The organism is Streptomyces sp. AK010 (assembly GCF_014207295.1).
Lineage (GTDB): Bacteria > Actinomycetota > Actinomycetes > Streptomycetales > Streptomycetaceae > Streptomyces > Streptomyces massasporeus.
Window position 1 is genome coordinate 110,173 of the sequence record NZ_JACHCX010000014.1, and the last position, 17,746, is coordinate 127,918.

The following is a 17,746-nucleotide window of genomic DNA, read 5'->3' on the forward strand; positions in this document are numbered from 1 at the left end:
GATGCCGAAGCTGACTAATCGCCACATTAGGAGCGCCCAGAGGGTGCCGCCCTTCACGCTGGGCCATAGGAGGACGCGGCCCGGGCGCTCACTGCGCCGCGAGTTCCAGCGTGGCCACCGCCCCGCCGTCCGGCGCGTTCGCGAACTCCAGCCGTGCCCCCAGCACCTCGGCCTGCCCCCGCGCGATGGTCAGCCCCAGCCCGTGTCCGCGCGTACCGCCCTCCGTCCGGAACCGCTGCGGCCCGTGCGCGACGAGGTACTCCGGGAACCCGTCCCCGTGGTCGCGAACGGTCACCACCGGGCCGTCCACGGTCAGTACCACCGGCGCCCGTCCGTGCTTGTGCGCGTTCGCCACGAGATTGCCCAGCACCCGCTCCAGCCGCCGCCGGTCCGTCTCCACGGACACGTCCCGTACGACCCTGACCTCCGTGTCGCTCCCCGCCGCCCGCACCGCCCGCTCGGCCAGCGGCCCGAGTTGCTCGGTGTCCAGCTCCACCCGCTCCCGGCCGGTGTCCAGCCGGGAGATCTCCAGCAGGTCCTCGGTGAGGGTGCGCAGCGCCGCCACCCGGTCCCGGACCAGCTCCGTCGGACGGCCCGGTGGAAGCAGTTCGGCCGCCGCGTGCAGCCCGGTCAGCGGCGTGCGCAGCTCATGCGCGACATCCGCCGTGAACCGCTGCTCGGCGAGCAGCTTGCCCTGGAGCGAGGCTGCCATGGAGTCCAGGGCGGCGGCGACCGCGGCCACCTCGTCCGGCGGGCCGGCCCTGGTGCGCGGGCCCGTGCGGGGGTCGTTCACGCGCGCGTCGAGATCGCCCGCGCTGATCCGCCGGGCCACCAGCGCCGTGGTGTGCAGCCGCCGCGTCACCCGCGTCACCGCGAACGCGCCGACCAGCAGCGTCGCCCCGATCGCCAGGCCCGACGACCACAGGATCGCCCGGTCGAGACCCTCGATCGTGCGGGCCTGCTGGGAGTAGTCGACCGCGACGGCAAGTGCCCGCTGGCCGTCGACCGGACCCGCCGCCCACATGGTGGGGCCTCCAGCGCGGTCGGCGACCATCGTGCCGCGGTCGCCGGCCACCGCCAGGTCCCGCAGCTCCCGCGGCAGCTCCGGCGGGTCCACCCCGGCGCCCCGCCACAGGGTGTCCCCGGCCTCGTACCGCTCCGTCGCCTGCGTCAGCCGCTGCAACGCCTGGTCACGGGCCTGGTCGACGGTCTGGTTCGTCACCTGCACATGCACCAGGACGCCGAGCAGGGCCGCCAGCGCGCAGCACATCACCGCGATGAAGACGGCTGCCTTCACGGCCAGCGTCCCGGACCACTGGGGGAGGACCGGTCTCATCCGCCACTCGCCGAGGGGGAGACGGACGGGGTTCCGGTCGGGGATGGGGAGGAGGCCGACGGGTGCCGGGCGTGCCGGCGCGGGCCGGTGCGCAGCATCTCGTCATGGGTGAGGAGCATGGCCCGCTGGTCCCGGTCCCAGGTCCACTGCAGGCGGTACTCGTAGCCCGCGACCTCCGACGGCGAGCGGATCACCAGGGAACGCCCGGCCAGCTCGACCCCGCTCAGCGCGTCCTCCCACCCCATCACCTGCACCAGCCGGTGCTTCTCGACGGTGTACACGCGGACCGCGGTCGTCTTCCCGGGCAGCAGCGGGAAGCCCAGCGTCAGGTCGTCGTGCCCGTCGCCGGTCAGATCCCGGTAGTACGGCGTCAGCACCGGGCACTTCCCGTGCCCCGGGCCCTTCGCGCAGTCGGCCATCTCGCGCTTCGTGTCGCGGTAGGGGGCCTTGGCGCCGTCGTAGTCACCCGGGTTCCGGGCGATCTCGGCCCGGACGATGGCGACCGGGTTCACCCGGCGGATGTCGTCGCCGGGGACTTTCACCCCCTTGATCACCTCGGTGTTCACCTCGCCGATCTCGAAGGCCGGGCTGGAGGCGGGTGTCAGCTCCGGCCAGAGCCGGGCCGGAGCCTCGGCCGTCGAGGTCGACCCCGCGCCCTCCAGCCCGCCGGCGTTCCTGCAGCCCGCGGCGGCGGCCAGCAGGAGGGCGACGGCGACGAGGCGACGGGCGGCCTGTCGGGGGCGGCTGAGGGGCACTGCACTCCTGGCGTTTCATGGTGATCACACGCGGGCACACGGTGCACGCGGCCGTCGGCGGCGTGCACCTGTCGGCCGCGTACACCTTATTCGCAGGGAAGTCCCATTTGCGCGAGAGGGCGGCCGTACGTGCACAGCCGTACCTGTGCCGCGCTACTCGGCGAGCTCCTCGAGCAGCCGTGCCGTGACCAGCCCGGCCCGCAGGTAGTCGACGAACAGGTCGTTGTGCAGCGCCCAGGGTGAGCGGCGCGCCCGGATCAGCCGGATCGCCTCCTCGGCGGAGCGGCCCTGGCGCATCAGCGCGTGCGCGACGACGAGACCGGAGCGGTTGTACCCGTGGTAACAGCGGACCAGGACCCTGCGGCCCTCGCCCAGCGCCTCGCACGCGGCCTCGGCCAGCCGGATCACCCCGGCGAGCTGCGTCCCGTCCAGCGGCCCGTCGGGGATCGGCCACACTTGGTGCCGGACGCCCGGATCGGGCCCGTGCCCCGGCAGCCGCAGCAGCGTCTGCACGAGATCGAACTCGTTCCGCACGACGGCGAACTCCAGGTGCCCCAAGGCCCCCGTGTACTCGTGACCGCCCATCCAGAGCCCGGGGACGACCTCGCTCCACGGACTCTCCGGAGCGGGTACGTCGGGTTTACTGCGGGTACGCAACGGCGCCTCCCCACCATGGCCGCCCGAGGGTCCAAGGGCAGGCCCAACTCCTCTCAAAGGTAGCCGGGTTCTTGCCCCCGCAGCACCCCGCCTGTTCCCATGGACTGGGGTGATGGTGCATGAACGGACTGCGCGTCATACCGACCTGGCGGCACGGCCGGGAGCGGCTCTACGTCTGCCTCCCGGACGGCAGGAACATCGCCTGGTACGACCGTGAGGCGGCCCGCGTGAACCTGCTCGGCCAGGACCGCGAGGACGACGTCCTGCGGGCGCTCGGGCCCTTCCTCACCGGCCCCGTGACGGTGGGGCCGCCCCCGGTGCCGACCCCCGGCGAACTGTCCCGCCTCGCCCTCCACCCCGACGACGACCTGGCCCCCAACCGCCCCGGCGAGGCCCTCCTCGTCGCCCTCGACCGCGACCCCGGCCCCACGCACCGGATCCGCCCCGACCCGCGCCGCCGGGCCCTGGCGGCCGAGCAGACGGTCGGCGACGCCCTGGACCGCCTCGACGGCGCGGGCTGGCACGCCCTGCACTCCGTGCCGCTCCCCGGCGGCGACCGCATCCACCACCTGCTGATCGGCCCCGGCGGCCTTTACGCCGTGCACACCCTCCACGCCCGCAGGCAGCGCGTCCGCATCACCGACCCCGTGATCGCCCTCGGCCGCCGCGACCCGTACCCCCTCCTGCGCCGTGTCCGCTCCGACGCCGACCGCGCCTCCTACGCCCTGACCGCGGAGGTCCGCCCGGTCCTCGCCCTGGTGGACCCGGCGGCGGTTTCGATCCCCACGGCCCCCAGACAGGTCCAGGTCCTGACGGCCACGGAGGTGGAGGGCCTGTCCCAGCGGGGCGGCGTCCTGAAACCGGCGGACGTGGAGGCGCTGCACGCGATGGCCCGCGACCGGAGCACATGGGCGCGGGTGTGAGGGGTGCGGGCCGGGGATGGCTGGGCGGGATGGCTGGGTGAGGATTGCCGGGCGGGACACGGCACCTGACTGCAGGGGTCGGCCGGGCGGGACACGGCACGCGCATCCTGCGACGCCCGTCGCGAAACCGCCGGCTGTCGGGCTAGGGAAGCGGTCGGGCTGGGGAAGCGGTCGGGCTAGGGAAGCGGTCGGGTTGAGGATGCGGTCGGGCTAGGGATGCGGTCGGGCTGGGGAAGCGGTCGGGCTAGGGATGCGGTCGGGTTGAGGATGCGGTCGGGCTAGGGATGCGGTCGGGCTGGGGAAGCGGTCGGGCTAGGGATGCGGTCGGGCTACGGCAGCGGTCCGGCCGCCTCCGTGTCCAGTAGCGGAGCGAGCAGGTCGCCGTAGTCGTCGATCCTCGGGGCGATGTCGACGGCTTGGAAGTCCAGCCGGCCGGGTGCGCGGCACTCCTCGATCTCGTCCCAGGTCACCGGGGCCGATACGGTCGGTTCCGGGCGGGCCCGGAGGGTGTACGGGGCTGCCGTCGTCTTGCGGGCGGCGTTCTGGCTCCAGTCGACGAAGACCTTCCCCGGACGCAGGCTCCTGGTCATCCGGTGGAGCGCGAGCCGGGGCAGGGCCTTCTCGGCTTCGACGGCGAGTGCCTTGGCGTACTCGGAGACCCGCTCCGAGGACGCCCCGCGCACGGCGGCGAGCAGATGCAGCCCCTTCGAGCCGGAGGTCTTGGCGTAGGTCTCGAGGCCGTCGCGCGCGAGCCGCTCCCGCAACCACAGCGCGACCTCGCAGCACTGCACGATGTTCGCCGGCGCCCCGGGATCGAGGTCGAACACGATCCGGTCGGCCTCGTCCGGAGTGTCGACGAGCCACTGGTGGGTGTGGAACTCGGTCACGAGGTTCGCCGACCACATCAGGCTCGGCAGATCCTGCACCAGGACCATCCGTGAGGGCCCCTCGACCCGTGGCACCTCGGCGGTGGTGACCCAGTCGGGCGTACCCGGCGGCACGTTCTTCGTGAAGAACACCTGCCCCTCCGGCCCGTCCGGATACCGCAGGAAGGACACCGCCCGATCACGCAGATGGGGCAACAGGACCTCGGCGACGGTCGCGTAGTAGTGCAGCACCTCGCCCTTGGTGAAGCCGGTGGCGGGATACAGCACCTTCTCCAGATTGCTGAGAGCGAGCCGTCTCCCCTCCACCACTGTGATAGGCGCCATACGATAAGAATCACACGCAAACCGTGACGAACACTCCCGAGCGTGACCGGAAGGGTGCTGCACGTGAGATCCATATGGAACGGCGCCATCTCGTTCGGCCTGGTCAGCATTCCGATCAAGCTGGTGAATGCCACCGAGAGCCACTCGATCTCCTTCCGCCAGATCCACACCGAGGACGGCGGCCGCATCCGTTACCGCAAGTTCTGCGAACTGGAGGACCGGGAGGTCACCCAGGGGGAGATCGGCAAGGGCTACGAGGACGCGGACGGCACGATCATCCCGATCACCGAGGAGGACCTGTCGAGCCTGCCGATCCCGACCGCCAAGACGATCGAGATCGTCGCCTTCGTCCCGGCCGACCGGATCGACCCGCTCCAGATGGACGCCGCGTACTACCTTCAGGCGAGCGGCGCCCCCGCGGCGAAGCCGTACACCCTGCTGCGCGAGGCGCTGAAGCGCAGCAACAAGGTGGCGATCGCCAAGTTCGCCCTGCGCGGCAGGGAACGCCTGGGCATGCTCAGGGTCGTCGGCGAGGCCATCGCCATGCACGGCCTGCTGTGGCCGGACGAGGTCCGGGCCCCCGAGGGCCTGGCCCCCGACACCGACGTGACCGTCCGCGACCAGGAACTGGACCTGGCGGACGCGCTGATGGACACCCTGGGCGAGGTCGAGCTGGAGGATCTGCACGACGAGTACCGCGAGGCCGTGGAGGAGGTCATCGCCGCGAAGGCCGCCGGCGAGGCCCTGCCCCAGTCCCCGGAACCGGCCACGGGCGGCAAGGTCCTGGACCTGATGGCGGCCCTGGAGAGCAGCGTCCGCGCAGCCCGCGAGTCCCGGGGCGAGGACGCCGCGCACGCCGAGGTCAAGTCGCTCCCGCAGCGCAAGACGGCCCGGGCGGCCCCCAAGCAGACCGGCGGCAAGAAGTCGACGTCCACGGCGAAGAAGACGGCGGCCAAGAAGACGACGGCGGCGAAGAAGTCGACGTCGAAGTCGGGTCAGGGTCAGGGGACTGCCAAGAAGACGGCGTCGAAGAGCACCGCGAAGAAGACGCCGGCGAAGAAGCCGACGTCGCGCAAGCGCTCGGCCTGACACGGTGGGTCGCTCGGCCTGACACGGTGGGTTGGGAAGCCCGGCACTGCCACGGACCGGCTGGACCGCGGGAGGCGCCGGCACTCGTCGAGGTGTCCTCCGCCCACCCCAGGGGGAGGACGGAGGACACACCGCACGCTGCCCGCAGCCTCAGGGCTGAGACCAGCTGAAGCAAGTAGCCCTCGGGTCAGGCCACCCGCCTGCCCTCCTGCTGCTCGGACTCGTCCTCCTCCTCGTCCGGGAGATGGACGTCGCCAACGGCGATGTTGACTTCCACGACCTCCAGGCCGGTCATCCGCTCCACCGCGTTGATGACGTTGGTCCGGATGTCCGCGGCGGTGTCGGCGATGGCGGCGCCGTACTCGACGACCACGTCGAGATCGACCGCGGCCTGGCGTTCGCCGACCTCGACCTTCACCCCCTGGGTGACCCCGCTGCCCCCGCCCGGCACCCGCTGACGCACAGCCCCGAAGGCCCTGGTCATTCCTCCGCCGAGGGTGTACACCTCGGGAATCTCCCGGGCCGCCATGCCCGCGATCTTCGCGACGACCGTGTCCGCGATGGTGGTGTTCCCACGGGTGCCGGGAGCACCCTTCCCGCCCTGCGATGTCGCCCCGTCCTGCCTGCCCGCTGTGTTCTTGCGCTGAGTGGTCTCCGTCATGACCGTCACCTCGATGATCGCTGAGGGGGTGAGCAGCGTCGTTTCTCTCTACGGTAGAACAATGGTGCGCATGGGGCGAAAGTGGCATTTTCTCCACTCTCCCGCTTCACCCGTCCCGGGTGAAGCCCACCGCGTCTTGCCGTGGGCATGCCGAGAACGGCAGGGCCCGGCGAGCGGCCATCCTCACCGGACGAGATGGAAAGCGATGGGAACGATGGCAACGAGGAGACCGGCATGACCACCACGCACCCGGGAAGCGCCCGTACGCCCCTGCGGGAAGGGGCCACCGGCGTGACCGATTTCGCGCCCATCATGCTCATGATCGGCGGCATTCTCGACATCATGCGCGGCATCGCGGAGATCGCAGACGACGACATCCTCGTCTCGACACGGAACTACGTCTTTGAGTTCAACCTCACCGCCTGGGGCTGGAGCCACCTGGCCCTGGGCGTACTCGCCTTCATCGTCAGCTTCGGCCTGCTCATGGCATCGACCTGGGCCCGCGCCCTGGGCGTCGGCATCGCGGGCCTCGTCATCCTCTCGAACTTCCTTTCCCTGCCCTACTATCCGGTCTGGTCTGTCGCCGTTCCTTGAACCGTGACCCCATCTCGGGCTTCATCATCTGGGCGCTGTGCGTGATGCGAAAGGGCGATGTCTTCGTCCCGTTCGAGAGCCCGACGAGCAGGTGAGGGGTGGGGGCGCCGCCTATACCAGGAACGCAAGCAAGAGGGCGGGAGTCAGTAGAACTGACTCCCGCCCTCTTCATGTCGGCATCCGCCCTGGCCAGCTACGAGACTTCGCAAGTGACTCGGCGAGTGCCCCCGGCAGGATTCGAACCTGCGCACACGGCTCCGGAGGCCCTGTCTGTACAGAGCGAACGTGCTGGTCACTGGCTTGGCATCGGGACGTGCGCCGGAGCTAGTCCACAAGTGGTCCACGAGGTTGCCAGCCGCGCTGACTGAGCAGCGGACGGCAGTGGCTGCAATGCCTCTCACGCCGGCGTCTTCACCGAGCCAGGCGAACTGGGGATGGGTGAGGGACGGAGGTGCACTCCAAGCCAAACGATCAATTTCGGCCAGTTGGACTGAAGTTGCCACATACATAGTCACCGAGACCGAAACTGCTTGCACTGGCCAGCAGTGCGATCTGTAGCGCTTGCCGGGGATGTCGGACATAGCATCGCGCTCGTGCGCGGGGGGATCAGGGAGGGACCGCGTGACAGGGATCGCGGCGAAGGTTCAGAACTCGACGGAGCTCAGGAAGCCTCTCACGGCGCTGATCAACCAGGGCTGCAAGCCGGTGGGCGGGATTTTCCGGCTCGACTACGACTCGGCCATCGTCCTCACGGACGACTTCAAGAAGCATGAGGCTGGCGGCGTCCCTCGAGGTGGCTTTCTGCTTGCCGTAGCTGGGGACAGCACAGAGGCAGGGTTCATCCTCGAAGATCAAGAGATCATTTTGCTCCGCGTGCGAGGGACCGCGCCGCTCCCGAACGAGTCTGAGCTCATCCAGACTCGACTCGCTGTTGTGCGCGATGCCGGCGCGTCGGGGGTTGACTTTGATGACGTGACAGACGTTCTGACCAGGAACGAGCTCCAGCAGTCGGCTTTCGACTGCGAAGTTCTGGGCACCTTCTACACCGAAACCGACGCACGGGACGCGCGGGTTGAGTACGGCGCCGACATCGATAATGTCGTCGTCTCTGCTCGGTATCAGGTGTTCTTGCCCTCGACAGATGTTCTGTCGTGGCTTGCTTCATACCCGGCTGCCGCAGATGAACGCGACTCGCTTGCCATCGGGAAGGTGCGATTCGCTGCAACGCGGCGCAAGGCGCTGATTGCCGGTACTGACCAGGCAGACGTTCGCATCGATGTTTCGGACTTCGTCGGACGCAAGACTGCCGTGTTCGGTATGACCAGGACCGGTAAGTCCAACACCATCAAGACTCTTGTGACGGCAGTTCATCGATACGCCTCGGAGCATGAGCGTTCAATTGGGCAACTCATCTTCGACCCGCAAGGCGAGTATGCAAACGTCAACCGGCAGGACGGGACAGGACTGCGTCTGTTGGGCGATGATGACAGCACCGTAAGGATCTACAAGGTCGAGCCGGACGCAACTGATTCACGTGAGAAGACTCTCCGGCTCAACTTCTATGATCGCGAGGTCCTGGAGGCTGCATGGAGCCTCGTAAGCGATGCAACCGCCCAGGTAAATACAAACTACGCTAAGAGCTTCCGCTCGGCGGACCTGACTGAACCAGACCGTCAAGATTTCAGTGCCCATAACCGTTGGGGCTGGTCGCTAGTAGCTTTTTACGGGCTACTTGCCAAATGTGGCTTCACGGCTACTCGTTTCACGCCGCTTAAGATCGCTTTGCCTGATGACAAGGCGGATGCTTTCCTGAAAGAACACCCGACCGCGATTACGTCGGCGGGTCGAGGAAAGTACACAATCAACTCGCCTGCCGGCGCCCTCTCTCTTGCTAACTGGGTGGGTAAGCGATCTGCCGACTTCCCGAAGTGGCATGACGAAAACTCGCGATTCCCTGACATCTTCGGGGTCTATGAATACACGGGTGTCACGTCGGCCATCAGGACGATCCGGCCATTTCATGGGCCGGAGTCGACTGGCGATGTAGCGGAGCTGCTTTGGCAGGATATGGTCGCAGGCCGGCTGTCGATCGTTGATCTGTCAAGTGGCAACGAACTTGTCGCCAAGGTCATGTCGGAAAGGATTGTCACGCACCTGCTCAACAAGGCGGGAGAACGATTCCGGGAGGATGCAGATCCGCTGGAAATGCAGATCGTTGTAGAGGAAGCACACAACCTGTTCGAGCGTGGTGGGCGGGACGTGGCCGATGATCCTTGGGTGCGGCTCTCGAAGGAAGCGGCTAAGTATAAAATGGGGCTGATTTACGCCACTCAAGAGGTCACGTCTGTCGATAAGCGCATCTTGTCCAACACATCTAATTGGCTAGTTGCGCATTTGAACTCGGATCACGAAACTCGCGAGCTCTCCCACTACTACGACTTCAAGGTGTGGGCCCCGAGTATCATCCGGGCGGAAGACGTAGGCTTTGTCCGCATGAAAGCCTACTCAGGTAAGTATATCGTCCCCGCACAGATCGCCAAGTTTGACCATTCGATGGTTAACGAGGCTCGCAAGGCTGCCGGCCTTGGCTCTATCTCCTCGGCAGAAAGTGACGGGTGAGTCATGCCCTACTCTGGGGAGAAGGCTTCTCGTCTCGGTCATGTAGACACCGTTCGAAATGAAGCGGTAAAGGCCGCTCTGCAGCGGTGGCAGATAACGAGTTCTAGGCCTAACAGCAAAGACGAGATCGAAAGTCTGTGCATTCCTCTGGGGGATCTACCTCGTGTGGGTGACCCGGGAGACATCGATTTTTCGATCACCGTAGATGGATCAGACACTGAGGTTGAGGCCACGCGTGACCACCCGACGGTGAAAGTCGGCTATCTGAGGGTAGCCGGTTCAATGGTACAGCTCGACGCTTTTCGAGCCCTGGCTATTGAACGCTACATCGATCCACGGGCTGTTCGGAAATCACAGACAGAGTACGCTTTCGACGTCGCACTACCAGGGTCGCAACTTGTTCGGCCTGGGATGACTGGAGTTGATACATGGAGAAGTGAGCTCAACGCCTTCCTCATGAGCTCGCGGTTTGACTCCAGTACTACGATGACTCTGGCGGACGGTCTGCTCGCCCTATACGGAACACGAGCGGCCCGTGCGGATCGAATCCCACTTCGCGTGTGCCCCAACTGCGGCGCATCCGCAACGAACGGGGTGCAGCTCACCGTAGCTGCCAGTGGGGGAAACTGCCCGGCGTGTGGTGGGGTTCTGTACCTCGCTGACGCCCTTCGTACGCACGAAGAGTACAATGTCGAAGGCTCGAATTTCACGCCCATGGGCCGCGTGATGAGCGTGGCTGAGCGGCTGATGACGTTGTGCTATCTGAACTTCTTTGCCGACTCAGCTCCTGAGGTGCTGCGGCATACGCTCTTTGTCACTGATGGGCCCCTCGCATTGCATGGCCCGCTGGCACCGCTCAAGCGCCGCTTCGTGGAACATCTTGGAGATCTCGCCAGTTGGTGTGCAGCTCAGGATCTAGTTGCTCCGCTAATGGTCGGAATCGAGAAGAGCGGGGCATTCGTAGAACATGCAGAGCAGATCTGCGAGTGGATCCCTGTCGGCCACGTGATGCGTCTGACCAACGACTATATCAATCGGATTTCGGGCCGTTCAGCAAATAACCACTACGGCGTGGATGAGTTCTACGGGCGGAGATTTATCTACCGCACCCAGGCAGGTGATCCTTTGGTGATCACGGTGCCGGCGGCAGCTGGTCTGAGTCCTTATGACGGCAGCAGCGATGTCGAGGGATGGAGCGCGTTCCCGACGATCCGTCTGATCTGCGAGGTGCTCGACTCGTTGCGGACCCGTATGTACCAACATGCGGTGATTCCGGTGGCGTTGGCGCACTCTGCGGCAGCGCTCCCGCTTGGGGTCGGTCGTTCTGTACTGACTATGATGGCTCAGCAGAACATTCCGGGTCTCAAGCTCGACATGCAGGCGGTGCAGCCACCGACCTACTTCAAGAAGTAGGTTGCATGTACCAAGTCTCAGCTGTATCAGGCAGAATACGAGCATGACCACCCTGACAGAGCCGATCGTGGCCACTCCAACCGATGAACTGGCACGAACTGCTGCGCTCTTGGGTACGGGCGACGCGATCAATGGTCATGAAAAGGCGATTTCCGCGGGCTTGGCCACAGTGGCTCACGACCTTGCGCGGGGGCGCTACCAATCTCCTCTCCGGTACCCAGGCGCTAAGTCAGCACTTGCTCCTGTGATCACGCGGGTGATCACGTCCGCCAAGCAGTCGCGTGAGGTGCCTGAGATCAATCTGCTCGTGGAACCCTTTGCTGGAGGGGCCTCGGCTTCGCTGCGCATGATCGGTGACGGCACTGTCGACCGGATCTTGCTCGCCGACGCTGATCCGCTCGTCACCGCCTTTTGGCAAGTTGCAGCCGAGGACACAGAGCGGCTGGTTGACCGCATGCATGACGAGTGGAATCGCTTCGTGCGGCGCGGGGGCTCTACGGCTGTCGAGCGATGGGACTACTGGAGGAATTGGAGTCCGCCGGCCGACTTGGCGCCGCGTGACCGTCGCCTAGCGGCGGCGATGCAATGCCTTTTCCTCAATCGAACCACTTTCTCTGGAATCCTGCACGGAAAAGCTGGGCCTATCGGAGGTCGCGCGCAGGAGAGCAAATATCCTATCGGATGCCGGTGGAATCCGGATGCTCTCACTGAACGTATCAGGTACGTTGGTCATCTGTACGATGTCGGACGCCTTGTCGATGTTTGGCGGAAAGACTGGAGGCGTACGCTAGATGATGTACCGGAGCGATATCCTCAGCTGCTTCCGTCGCGGGTGATCGCCTACCTTGATCCGCCGTACGTCGATAAGTCGTCGTTGCTGTACCGGACTTCTTTCGATCCGAGAGGTGGGTACGGTGGTCAATTGGACGAGGGGACAGGAAATAGTGCCGATTTTCTGCATCTCAGCCTCGCTCATTACCTCAGAAATAGAGCACAGTTCCGGTGGCTACTGAGCTACGACAACCACCCGTCGCTTACAGAAAGCCCATGGCTGTATGCGCGTGATCGCATGAACCCATCGGAATCTGACCGGGTGAATCTTGGAGTGCGATGCTGGCGAATCACTAAGAGGCTGGTGAGCACGCGGTACTCGGCAGCCGGCAAGGTAGGGAAGCGTGCCGCTGACGAGCTTCTCATCACGACTCTTCCTCCATCGACTGTGCCGATTGATGATCAGCTTCGCGTGCTCCCATAACACAGTTTGGACGGGCCTCCAAGGGCGGTGGAACGGCTTCGATGGAGCTGCTTTGGCGTGAGTGATCATGGCCCCGTAAGCTTCCGCCGCGTCGGGCAGTCTGTGGACCTGCCCCGGTGGAGCACCACGTTGGGGCCATGATCTTCGAGGCTCGCGCCTCAGCGGCTGCCTAAAGCCGTGGAGCCGACCGCCCCAGCCACGAAGCACCCCCTCTCCGGCGCTACGGGCGTGACGGTCACTGAGGTCTGCCGGGCTGGTCAGGCGTCCAGCCGTGGCCGTGGTCGGCCGGCGCTGATCGACCTCGTTGCTGTACAGCAACGGACCAAAGGCTACGAGCACCGCCTTAGGAGAGAGGCTGGTACGTCGAGCCGGTGACCTGCGGCTTCGATGCCTGGTGAGATGCTCAGCAACTGGACTGTTAGATACTCTCGTTGACCGTGGCTGACCGCTGCATCTGGCACGGCAGTGGCACGGACCCCAGCCGACGAAAGTCAGCCACGACGGCGGGTGCCTCGGCCGACCAGGCGCGCGTGTGTTTCGCTGTACTCCCACCGGCCTCGGCCACGTTACCGGTTTGTCGTCGGTCAGAGCAGACGCGGTGGCCGGCCCGCGTCACGAGAGACCTGGGCCTTTCCTTCCCGAACGGTTTCTCCGCGACCAGTCGCCGTGCGCTGCCTAGCCGGCTTCAACGACAGCACGCGCGCCAGTTCTTCTATGCGCTCCGTTGAGTACGGGATACATGAGACAGCGCGGTCCATCTTAAGAGGGGTTGGGGAAGACACTTGAACACTTCCCAACCTTGCCGAAACGGTTGCGAAACCCCCGTTGGGTGCACGAGGATCACCTTGAGGTTTGTTCCGAAGGGTGCAGCCGCGCTACCGGAAATAGCTCATAATTGCCGGAGAATCAAGAAAGTCGGTGAATCGCTAAATGGAGATCATCTCGTTCTTTAATCACAAGGGCGGCGTCGGGAAGACGACTCTCGTCTACAATATTGGTATCGCCCTTGCACAGGAGGGGAAGAGGGTTCTATTTCTGGACCTTGACGCTCAGGCAAATTTGACCGCAGCGGCTCTTGATCCTGAGCTTATCCTGGCAGCCTGGAATGATGGTAAGACAATTTGGAGTTGCTTGAAGCCCGTAGTAGATCGGTCTGGTGAGCTTCGTACAGTTGATCCTCAGAAGATTCGTGACAATGCGTGGATCCTTCCAGGTGACATTCGGCTGAGTGAGTTCGAGGAGATTTGCCCACAAGGTTGGACGGAGGCTCTCGCGGGAAATGCAGGCGGATTTCGAGTAAGCACGACGATCCATCGAATTGCCGTGACTCTAGGCGCGCAGGTATCTGCAGATTACGTCTTGGCTGATCTCGGTCCAAATGTTGGGGCGCTGAATCGGACGGCTCTGCTGGCTTCCGATGGTTTCGTCATTCCTATGGCTCCCGATCTATTTTCAATCACTGCCCTTCCTAGCGTTGGGAAGAGCACGTCACTGTGGGTGGAAGAATGGCGCGCTGCTAGGGGCTCGGCGCAGCGTCGAGAGTTGGAATTCGACTTCGAGTTGCCGACAGGTGAACCCTCTCCCCTCGGGTATATTAGTCAGCAATTTACCACTTATCGACAGGTGCCTGCTGCGGCCTATAAGCAATGGATTGATCGAATTCCTCAGGAGTATCAGAATGGCGTGGTCGAGCCGCTGAAGAGGGCTGGAGTGCCGATTCCTACGCAGAATGCGCAGATCGGAGAGGTACGAAACCTGTCTAGCTTGATCCCTATGGCCCAGAAATCCCAAAGCGCCGTTTTTGAATTGAGCGGTACTGAAGCGCGAGGGTCACAGTTCACCCGCGCTCGCGATACTTTGTCTCTTTTTGAAGGATTGGCCTCGGAAATCGTCAGTCGACTCCCTGAATCGCGGTGAGGGCATTGATTTTTCTGGACACTAACGTTCTCCCTCGGCAGGGCTCGATCCGGAACGTCTTAATGTCGGCGGTTCTTAAGGTCGCTTCTCATAATGACCTACGGGTGTGTATTTCTGAGGTTGTGCTAGAGGAATCCGTCAACATCAGGAAGAGCCTAGTGGCGGAGGCGATTCAGAAGCTACAGGAGGCCTTTAATCAGGCTTCTAAATTGATGGAGTTGGAGCCCATCTATATTCCTGATTTGTCGGAAATTGCTTCATCCTGGAGAGATGAACTAGAAGCCGCCTTCGAGGTAATTCCGCTGGGCGGGGTTCAAGCAGTTGCAGCACTGAAGCGTGAAGCTGCTAGGAGGCGCCCGGCCCGGGACGGTAAAGGGGCCAGAGACAGTGCAATCTGGCTGAGCGCTCTGGAAGTAGCTGTAGCTAATGGAGCGCCTGTCCACTTTGTCTCGGACAATAGAGCTGACTTCGCGGACACGGCTAATGCGAACTTGCTGCATCCCGACCTGCTAGAAGACTGCAAAGCGCGAGGCGTTGAGGTCATCTATCACAGGAATCTCGATTCTCTGCTAGACAAGCTCTCAAGTAAATCGCAGAACACTCCCTCGATTGGTAGCGTTTCCGCAGTGAAGAACATGTTTCTTGAAGCCTTGTTCGAAACTGGTCTGCCGCACAGAATTTCTGAAGAATTCTATGGCAGTGCAGGATTCTCTCTTGATGCTGAGGTCAAGGACGTCAAGAAGATCAAGTCCTACCAGGTCGATGATGCGATTCTCAGTCTCGTCGATATTGATGTCGAAGTGGATACTGAGTCGACAGGTGATGGAGATGTGAAGGAAATCCCGCTCTTGGTAGGATGTCGAGCCTGGGTGCAAAGCAGTCATTCGGCTGGGGCTATTTCCAGCATTGACGTTGAAGAGGTTTCAAGCGTTACTGTCCGTTAGATTTTGCTGCCTGCGCGGTCAGCGGCCGCAACCTCCCTCTGGCTGCAGGCGGCGGATTGCCATGAGCGCGGCACGGGCGCCGGCCGGGCTGGAGCGGGGCGGAGACAGGAGCGCAGGCCCGGCCGGGGGCCGGGCCGCGCGCGGTGAGCGGAGCGAGCCGCCTTGAACCCGTGAAGAAGGTTGTTACTCAGTAGTGGCTGTGATGCGCCACAGGGGCGCGTCGTACTGCTCTGGTCGGCTGTGAATGAGCAGTTGGCGCAGGTCCTCGCGCAAGGAGCCGTTGAGGCTTAGGGCCTCAGTGATACGGCGGAACGTCGTGTGGGTAACCCCGCGGCCCCGGGCTTCGGCTTCGAACTGGTCGAGCTGAGACAGTGCGGCCGCTGGATCGAGCTGCGCCGGTAGCTGGTCCTTGAGCCACGCGGCCTTGTTGCGCTCGTAGTCGATCTCCGAGTAGCCGCAGATTTCGCGGCTGTGTGCCTCGACCTCGTCCAAGGCGGCGGTCGTCAGGATGGCTCGGGCCAACTGGTTGCGGGTCAGTGCTTCGTCCAGGTCGACCTCATGGACTGTCGGGCCTTCGTCGGTGAGAGGGACCGGGAGGCCGGCGTCTCGCATTTCGCAGGTGCCGCGTACGCCTCGGGCTGTCGCCGCCAGCATCCCGGTTGCCTCGGAGGGATGCCACTCCAGGACCGAGCTGATCGGTTCGACGTCCTTCGCTGTGAGGGTGTGGATTAGCGGACCGAGCATGCCGCGCAGTTCGTCGAGAGGGAGTTCGCCATCGAGGGCGGGGCCCGCCACCAACAGGCGGACGGGAGCGTTCACCTGGCAGCACGCGGCGAGTGTGACGGCGTCGGCGAGTGGGCTCTTCAGCGTTGGCTCGTCGCCGCGGGCGAGGATGTCGCCACCAACGTCCAGGAGGTCGATCGACTCTGGTGACAATTGGTCGACCAGCTCTTCGAGTTGGCGGGTGATGCCCTCGACCCCGTGGCGGGGATCGATCAGCGCGAGCGTGTGCGGGAGCTCTGCTGCAAGTCGGGGGAGAGTCGAACCCGCCGGAGCGATCGGACGGGCCTCGGCCGGCACTGCCCGGACTGCTGGGGTGAGGGGCAGGAGACCGGAGAAGTTGTCTGGTCCTCGGGGGCCCGGTACTGGGTCGACCAAGAGGCGGTCCCATGCGTACGTGAGGATCACCGCCTGGTCCTCGTCGCCGTAGAGGGCGGCGTGAATCATTGCGGCGGCGACTGCGTCGCCCCCTCCTCCTGCTGCGACGATCAACCGCGTCATGCGGATCAGCCTACGGGGTAGGGGGTTGACCACTCACCCTATAGTGGCTAGAGGCCATAGCCACTTTTATCGAGAAGCAGGCCTCAGCTCGGTAGCGGGGTGCCCGACTACTCGCCTGGGGCTCGCCTTGGGTGAGGAGGACTGATGCCGCAGATCGAGGAGGCTCAGCCGAAGTATCTCCAGATCGCGCACTACATCCGTGATCAGATTCTTCGGGGTGACCTGCGACCGGGTGACGAGGTGCCGTCCGAACGGCAGTTGGCGGCGGACTGGAAGGTCTCCCGGCCCACGGCCGCGCGGTCGTTGGAGGCGCTGAGTCATCAAAGGCTTGTCGAGAAGCGTCAGGGGTCGGGCACGTACGTGCGGAGCCTCGAAGTCAACCGGCGGGCTCGTGAGTTGTACGGGCGCGCTCGGCAGACCGGGAAGATCTACACGCCGGGCGAGTACGCCGTGATCACCTCTGCCGGTTGGCTGGAGGCGCCGGACCATGTGGCTGAAGCGCTGGGCCTGGTCAAGGATCGCCGGGCGGTGCACCGGCGGCGGGTGACCAACAACCAGGACGGGCCGATCACGCTCTCCACCTCGTGGTTCGCTCCGGATGTCGGTCAGCGTGCGCCGAAGCTTCTGGAGCCGGAGCGGATCCAAGAGGGGACGCTGCTGTATGTCGAGAACCTGACCGGACGGCAGGGGAGTTACGCGGAAGATCGCATGTGTGCGCGTGCGGCGACTGAGGAAGAGGCCGAGGACCTTCAACTTGCTGCCGGCTCCGCCGTGCTGATCGTGCACCACGTCGTCTTCGACCTCCAGGACCGGCCGCTGGAGTTCGCTGAAGCCACCTACCCGCCGCATCGCTGGGCGTTCGAGCAGGGCTACCCCCTCACCTGAGGGGGCCAGTTGCAGCGAATCGCTTGCGTCAGCCAAGTGGCTAATGCCACTATCCAGAAAGTGGCTAAGGCCACTTCACTGGGAGGAGGCGCGGTGTGACGAGTCAGCGGCCGGATCAGGGCACGCACTTACCTTGCCGGGGTTGCCGGGGACGCGGCTGGAAGCGTGTCGGATCACGAACGACCCTGGCGCTTGCCACCGCCGCC

The 17,746-nt window shown here is 64.6% G+C and carries 15 protein-coding genes; 9 read left to right on the plus strand and 6 right to left on the minus strand.

Translation table 11 applies throughout. The features are described from left to right. Nucleotides 1–88 precede the first annotated feature (88 nt). The 3 genes from HDC93_RS25375 to HDC93_RS25385 form a co-directional block, all read right to left on the minus strand. The gene (locus HDC93_RS25375; protein ID WP_185013145.1) at nucleotides 89–1,336 is read right to left on the minus strand and encodes an ATP-binding protein; all 1,248 of its coding nucleotides are present in this window, start codon (nucleotides 1,334–1,336) and stop codon (nucleotides 89–91) included. Next, nucleotides 1,333–2,091 (minus strand): hypothetical protein, encoded by a 759-nt coding sequence (locus HDC93_RS25380; RefSeq protein WP_185013146.1) that lies wholly within the window; start codon nucleotides 2,089–2,091, stop codon nucleotides 1,333–1,335. Before HDC93_RS25380 ends, HDC93_RS25375 begins: the two co-directional genes overlap by 4 nt. 153 nt (nucleotides 2,092–2,244) lie before the next feature. Next, nucleotides 2,245–2,748, minus strand: a complete 504-nt coding sequence (locus HDC93_RS25385; RefSeq protein ID WP_185013147.1) for a dual specificity protein phosphatase family protein — start codon at nucleotides 2,746–2,748, stop codon at nucleotides 2,245–2,247. Nucleotides 2,749–2,867: 119 nt separating this feature from the next. Between HDC93_RS25385 and HDC93_RS25390 the strand changes: the two genes are divergently transcribed. Further along, a complete protein-coding gene (locus HDC93_RS25390; protein WP_185013148.1) occupies nucleotides 2,868–3,671 on the plus strand; it encodes a nuclease-related domain-containing protein in 804 nt (267 codons plus the stop codon). 329 nt (nucleotides 3,672–4,000) lie between these two features. Here the strand turns inward: HDC93_RS25390 and ligD are convergent, their stop codons facing one another. After that, nucleotides 4,001–4,882 (minus strand): non-homologous end-joining DNA ligase, encoded by an 882-nt coding sequence (ligD, locus tag HDC93_RS25395; RefSeq protein WP_185013149.1) that lies wholly within the window; start codon nucleotides 4,880–4,882, stop codon nucleotides 4,001–4,003. 54 nt (nucleotides 4,883–4,936) lie between these two features. Between ligD and HDC93_RS25400 the strand changes: the two genes are divergently transcribed. Next, complete coding sequence (locus HDC93_RS25400) at nucleotides 4,937–5,971, plus strand: Ku protein (RefSeq protein ID WP_185013235.1); 1,035 nt, start codon at nucleotides 4,937–4,939, stop codon at nucleotides 5,969–5,971. Between the two features lie 187 nt (nucleotides 5,972–6,158). Here HDC93_RS25400 and HDC93_RS25405 read toward each other — a convergent pair whose 3' ends face one another. Then, nucleotides 6,159–6,632, minus strand: coding sequence for an Asp23/Gls24 family envelope stress response protein (locus HDC93_RS25405; protein ID WP_185013150.1), 474 nt, complete (start codon nucleotides 6,630–6,632; stop codon nucleotides 6,159–6,161). A 234-nt stretch (nucleotides 6,633–6,866) separates the two neighbouring features. Here HDC93_RS25405 and HDC93_RS25410 point away from each other — a divergent pair, with 234 nt between their 5' ends. The 6 genes from HDC93_RS25410 to HDC93_RS25435 all read left to right on the plus strand — a co-directional run bounded on the left by HDC93_RS25410 (nucleotide 6,867) and on the right by HDC93_RS25435 (nucleotide 15,374). Beyond that, complete coding sequence (locus HDC93_RS25410; protein WP_311774618.1) at nucleotides 6,867–7,226, plus strand: hypothetical protein; 360 nt, start codon at nucleotides 6,867–6,869, stop codon at nucleotides 7,224–7,226. 621 nt (nucleotides 7,227–7,847) lie between these two features. After that, nucleotides 7,848–9,845, plus strand: a complete 1,998-nt coding sequence (locus HDC93_RS25415; protein WP_185013151.1) for an ATP-binding protein — start codon at nucleotides 7,848–7,850, stop codon at nucleotides 9,843–9,845. 486 nt (nucleotides 9,846–10,331) lie between these two features. Beyond that, a complete protein-coding gene (locus HDC93_RS25420; RefSeq protein WP_185013152.1) occupies nucleotides 10,332–11,258 on the plus strand; it encodes a hypothetical protein in 927 nt (308 codons plus the stop codon). 43 nt (nucleotides 11,259–11,301) lie between these two features. After that, nucleotides 11,302–12,513 carry a DNA adenine methylase gene (locus tag HDC93_RS25425; protein ID WP_185013153.1) on the plus strand — a complete coding sequence of 404 codons (1,212 nt, stop codon included), beginning with the start codon at nucleotides 11,302–11,304 and terminating at the stop codon, nucleotides 12,511–12,513. A 930-nt stretch (nucleotides 12,514–13,443) separates the two neighbouring features. Then, nucleotides 13,444–14,430, plus strand: a complete 987-nt coding sequence (locus HDC93_RS25430) for a ParA family protein (protein WP_185013154.1) — start codon at nucleotides 13,444–13,446, stop codon at nucleotides 14,428–14,430. Next, a complete protein-coding gene (locus HDC93_RS25435) occupies nucleotides 14,427–15,374 on the plus strand; it encodes a PIN domain-containing protein (RefSeq protein WP_185013155.1) in 948 nt (315 codons plus the stop codon). The genes HDC93_RS25430 and HDC93_RS25435 overlap by 4 nt, the downstream gene beginning before the upstream one ends. A gap of 183 nt (nucleotides 15,375–15,557) precedes the next feature. On the opposite strand, the gene HDC93_RS25440 is transcribed toward HDC93_RS25435, so the two are convergent. Further along, nucleotides 15,558–16,655 (minus strand): DUF1152 domain-containing protein, encoded by a 1,098-nt coding sequence (locus tag HDC93_RS25440; protein ID WP_185013156.1) that lies wholly within the window; start codon nucleotides 16,653–16,655, stop codon nucleotides 15,558–15,560. 144 nt (nucleotides 16,656–16,799) lie between these two features. Here HDC93_RS25440 and HDC93_RS25445 point away from each other — a divergent pair, with 144 nt between their 5' ends. Then, nucleotides 16,800–17,540 carry a GntR family transcriptional regulator gene (locus tag HDC93_RS25445; protein ID WP_185013157.1) on the plus strand — a complete coding sequence of 247 codons (741 nt, stop codon included), beginning with the start codon at nucleotides 16,800–16,802 and terminating at the stop codon, nucleotides 17,538–17,540. The last annotated feature ends 206 nt before the right edge of the window (nucleotides 17,541–17,746 follow it).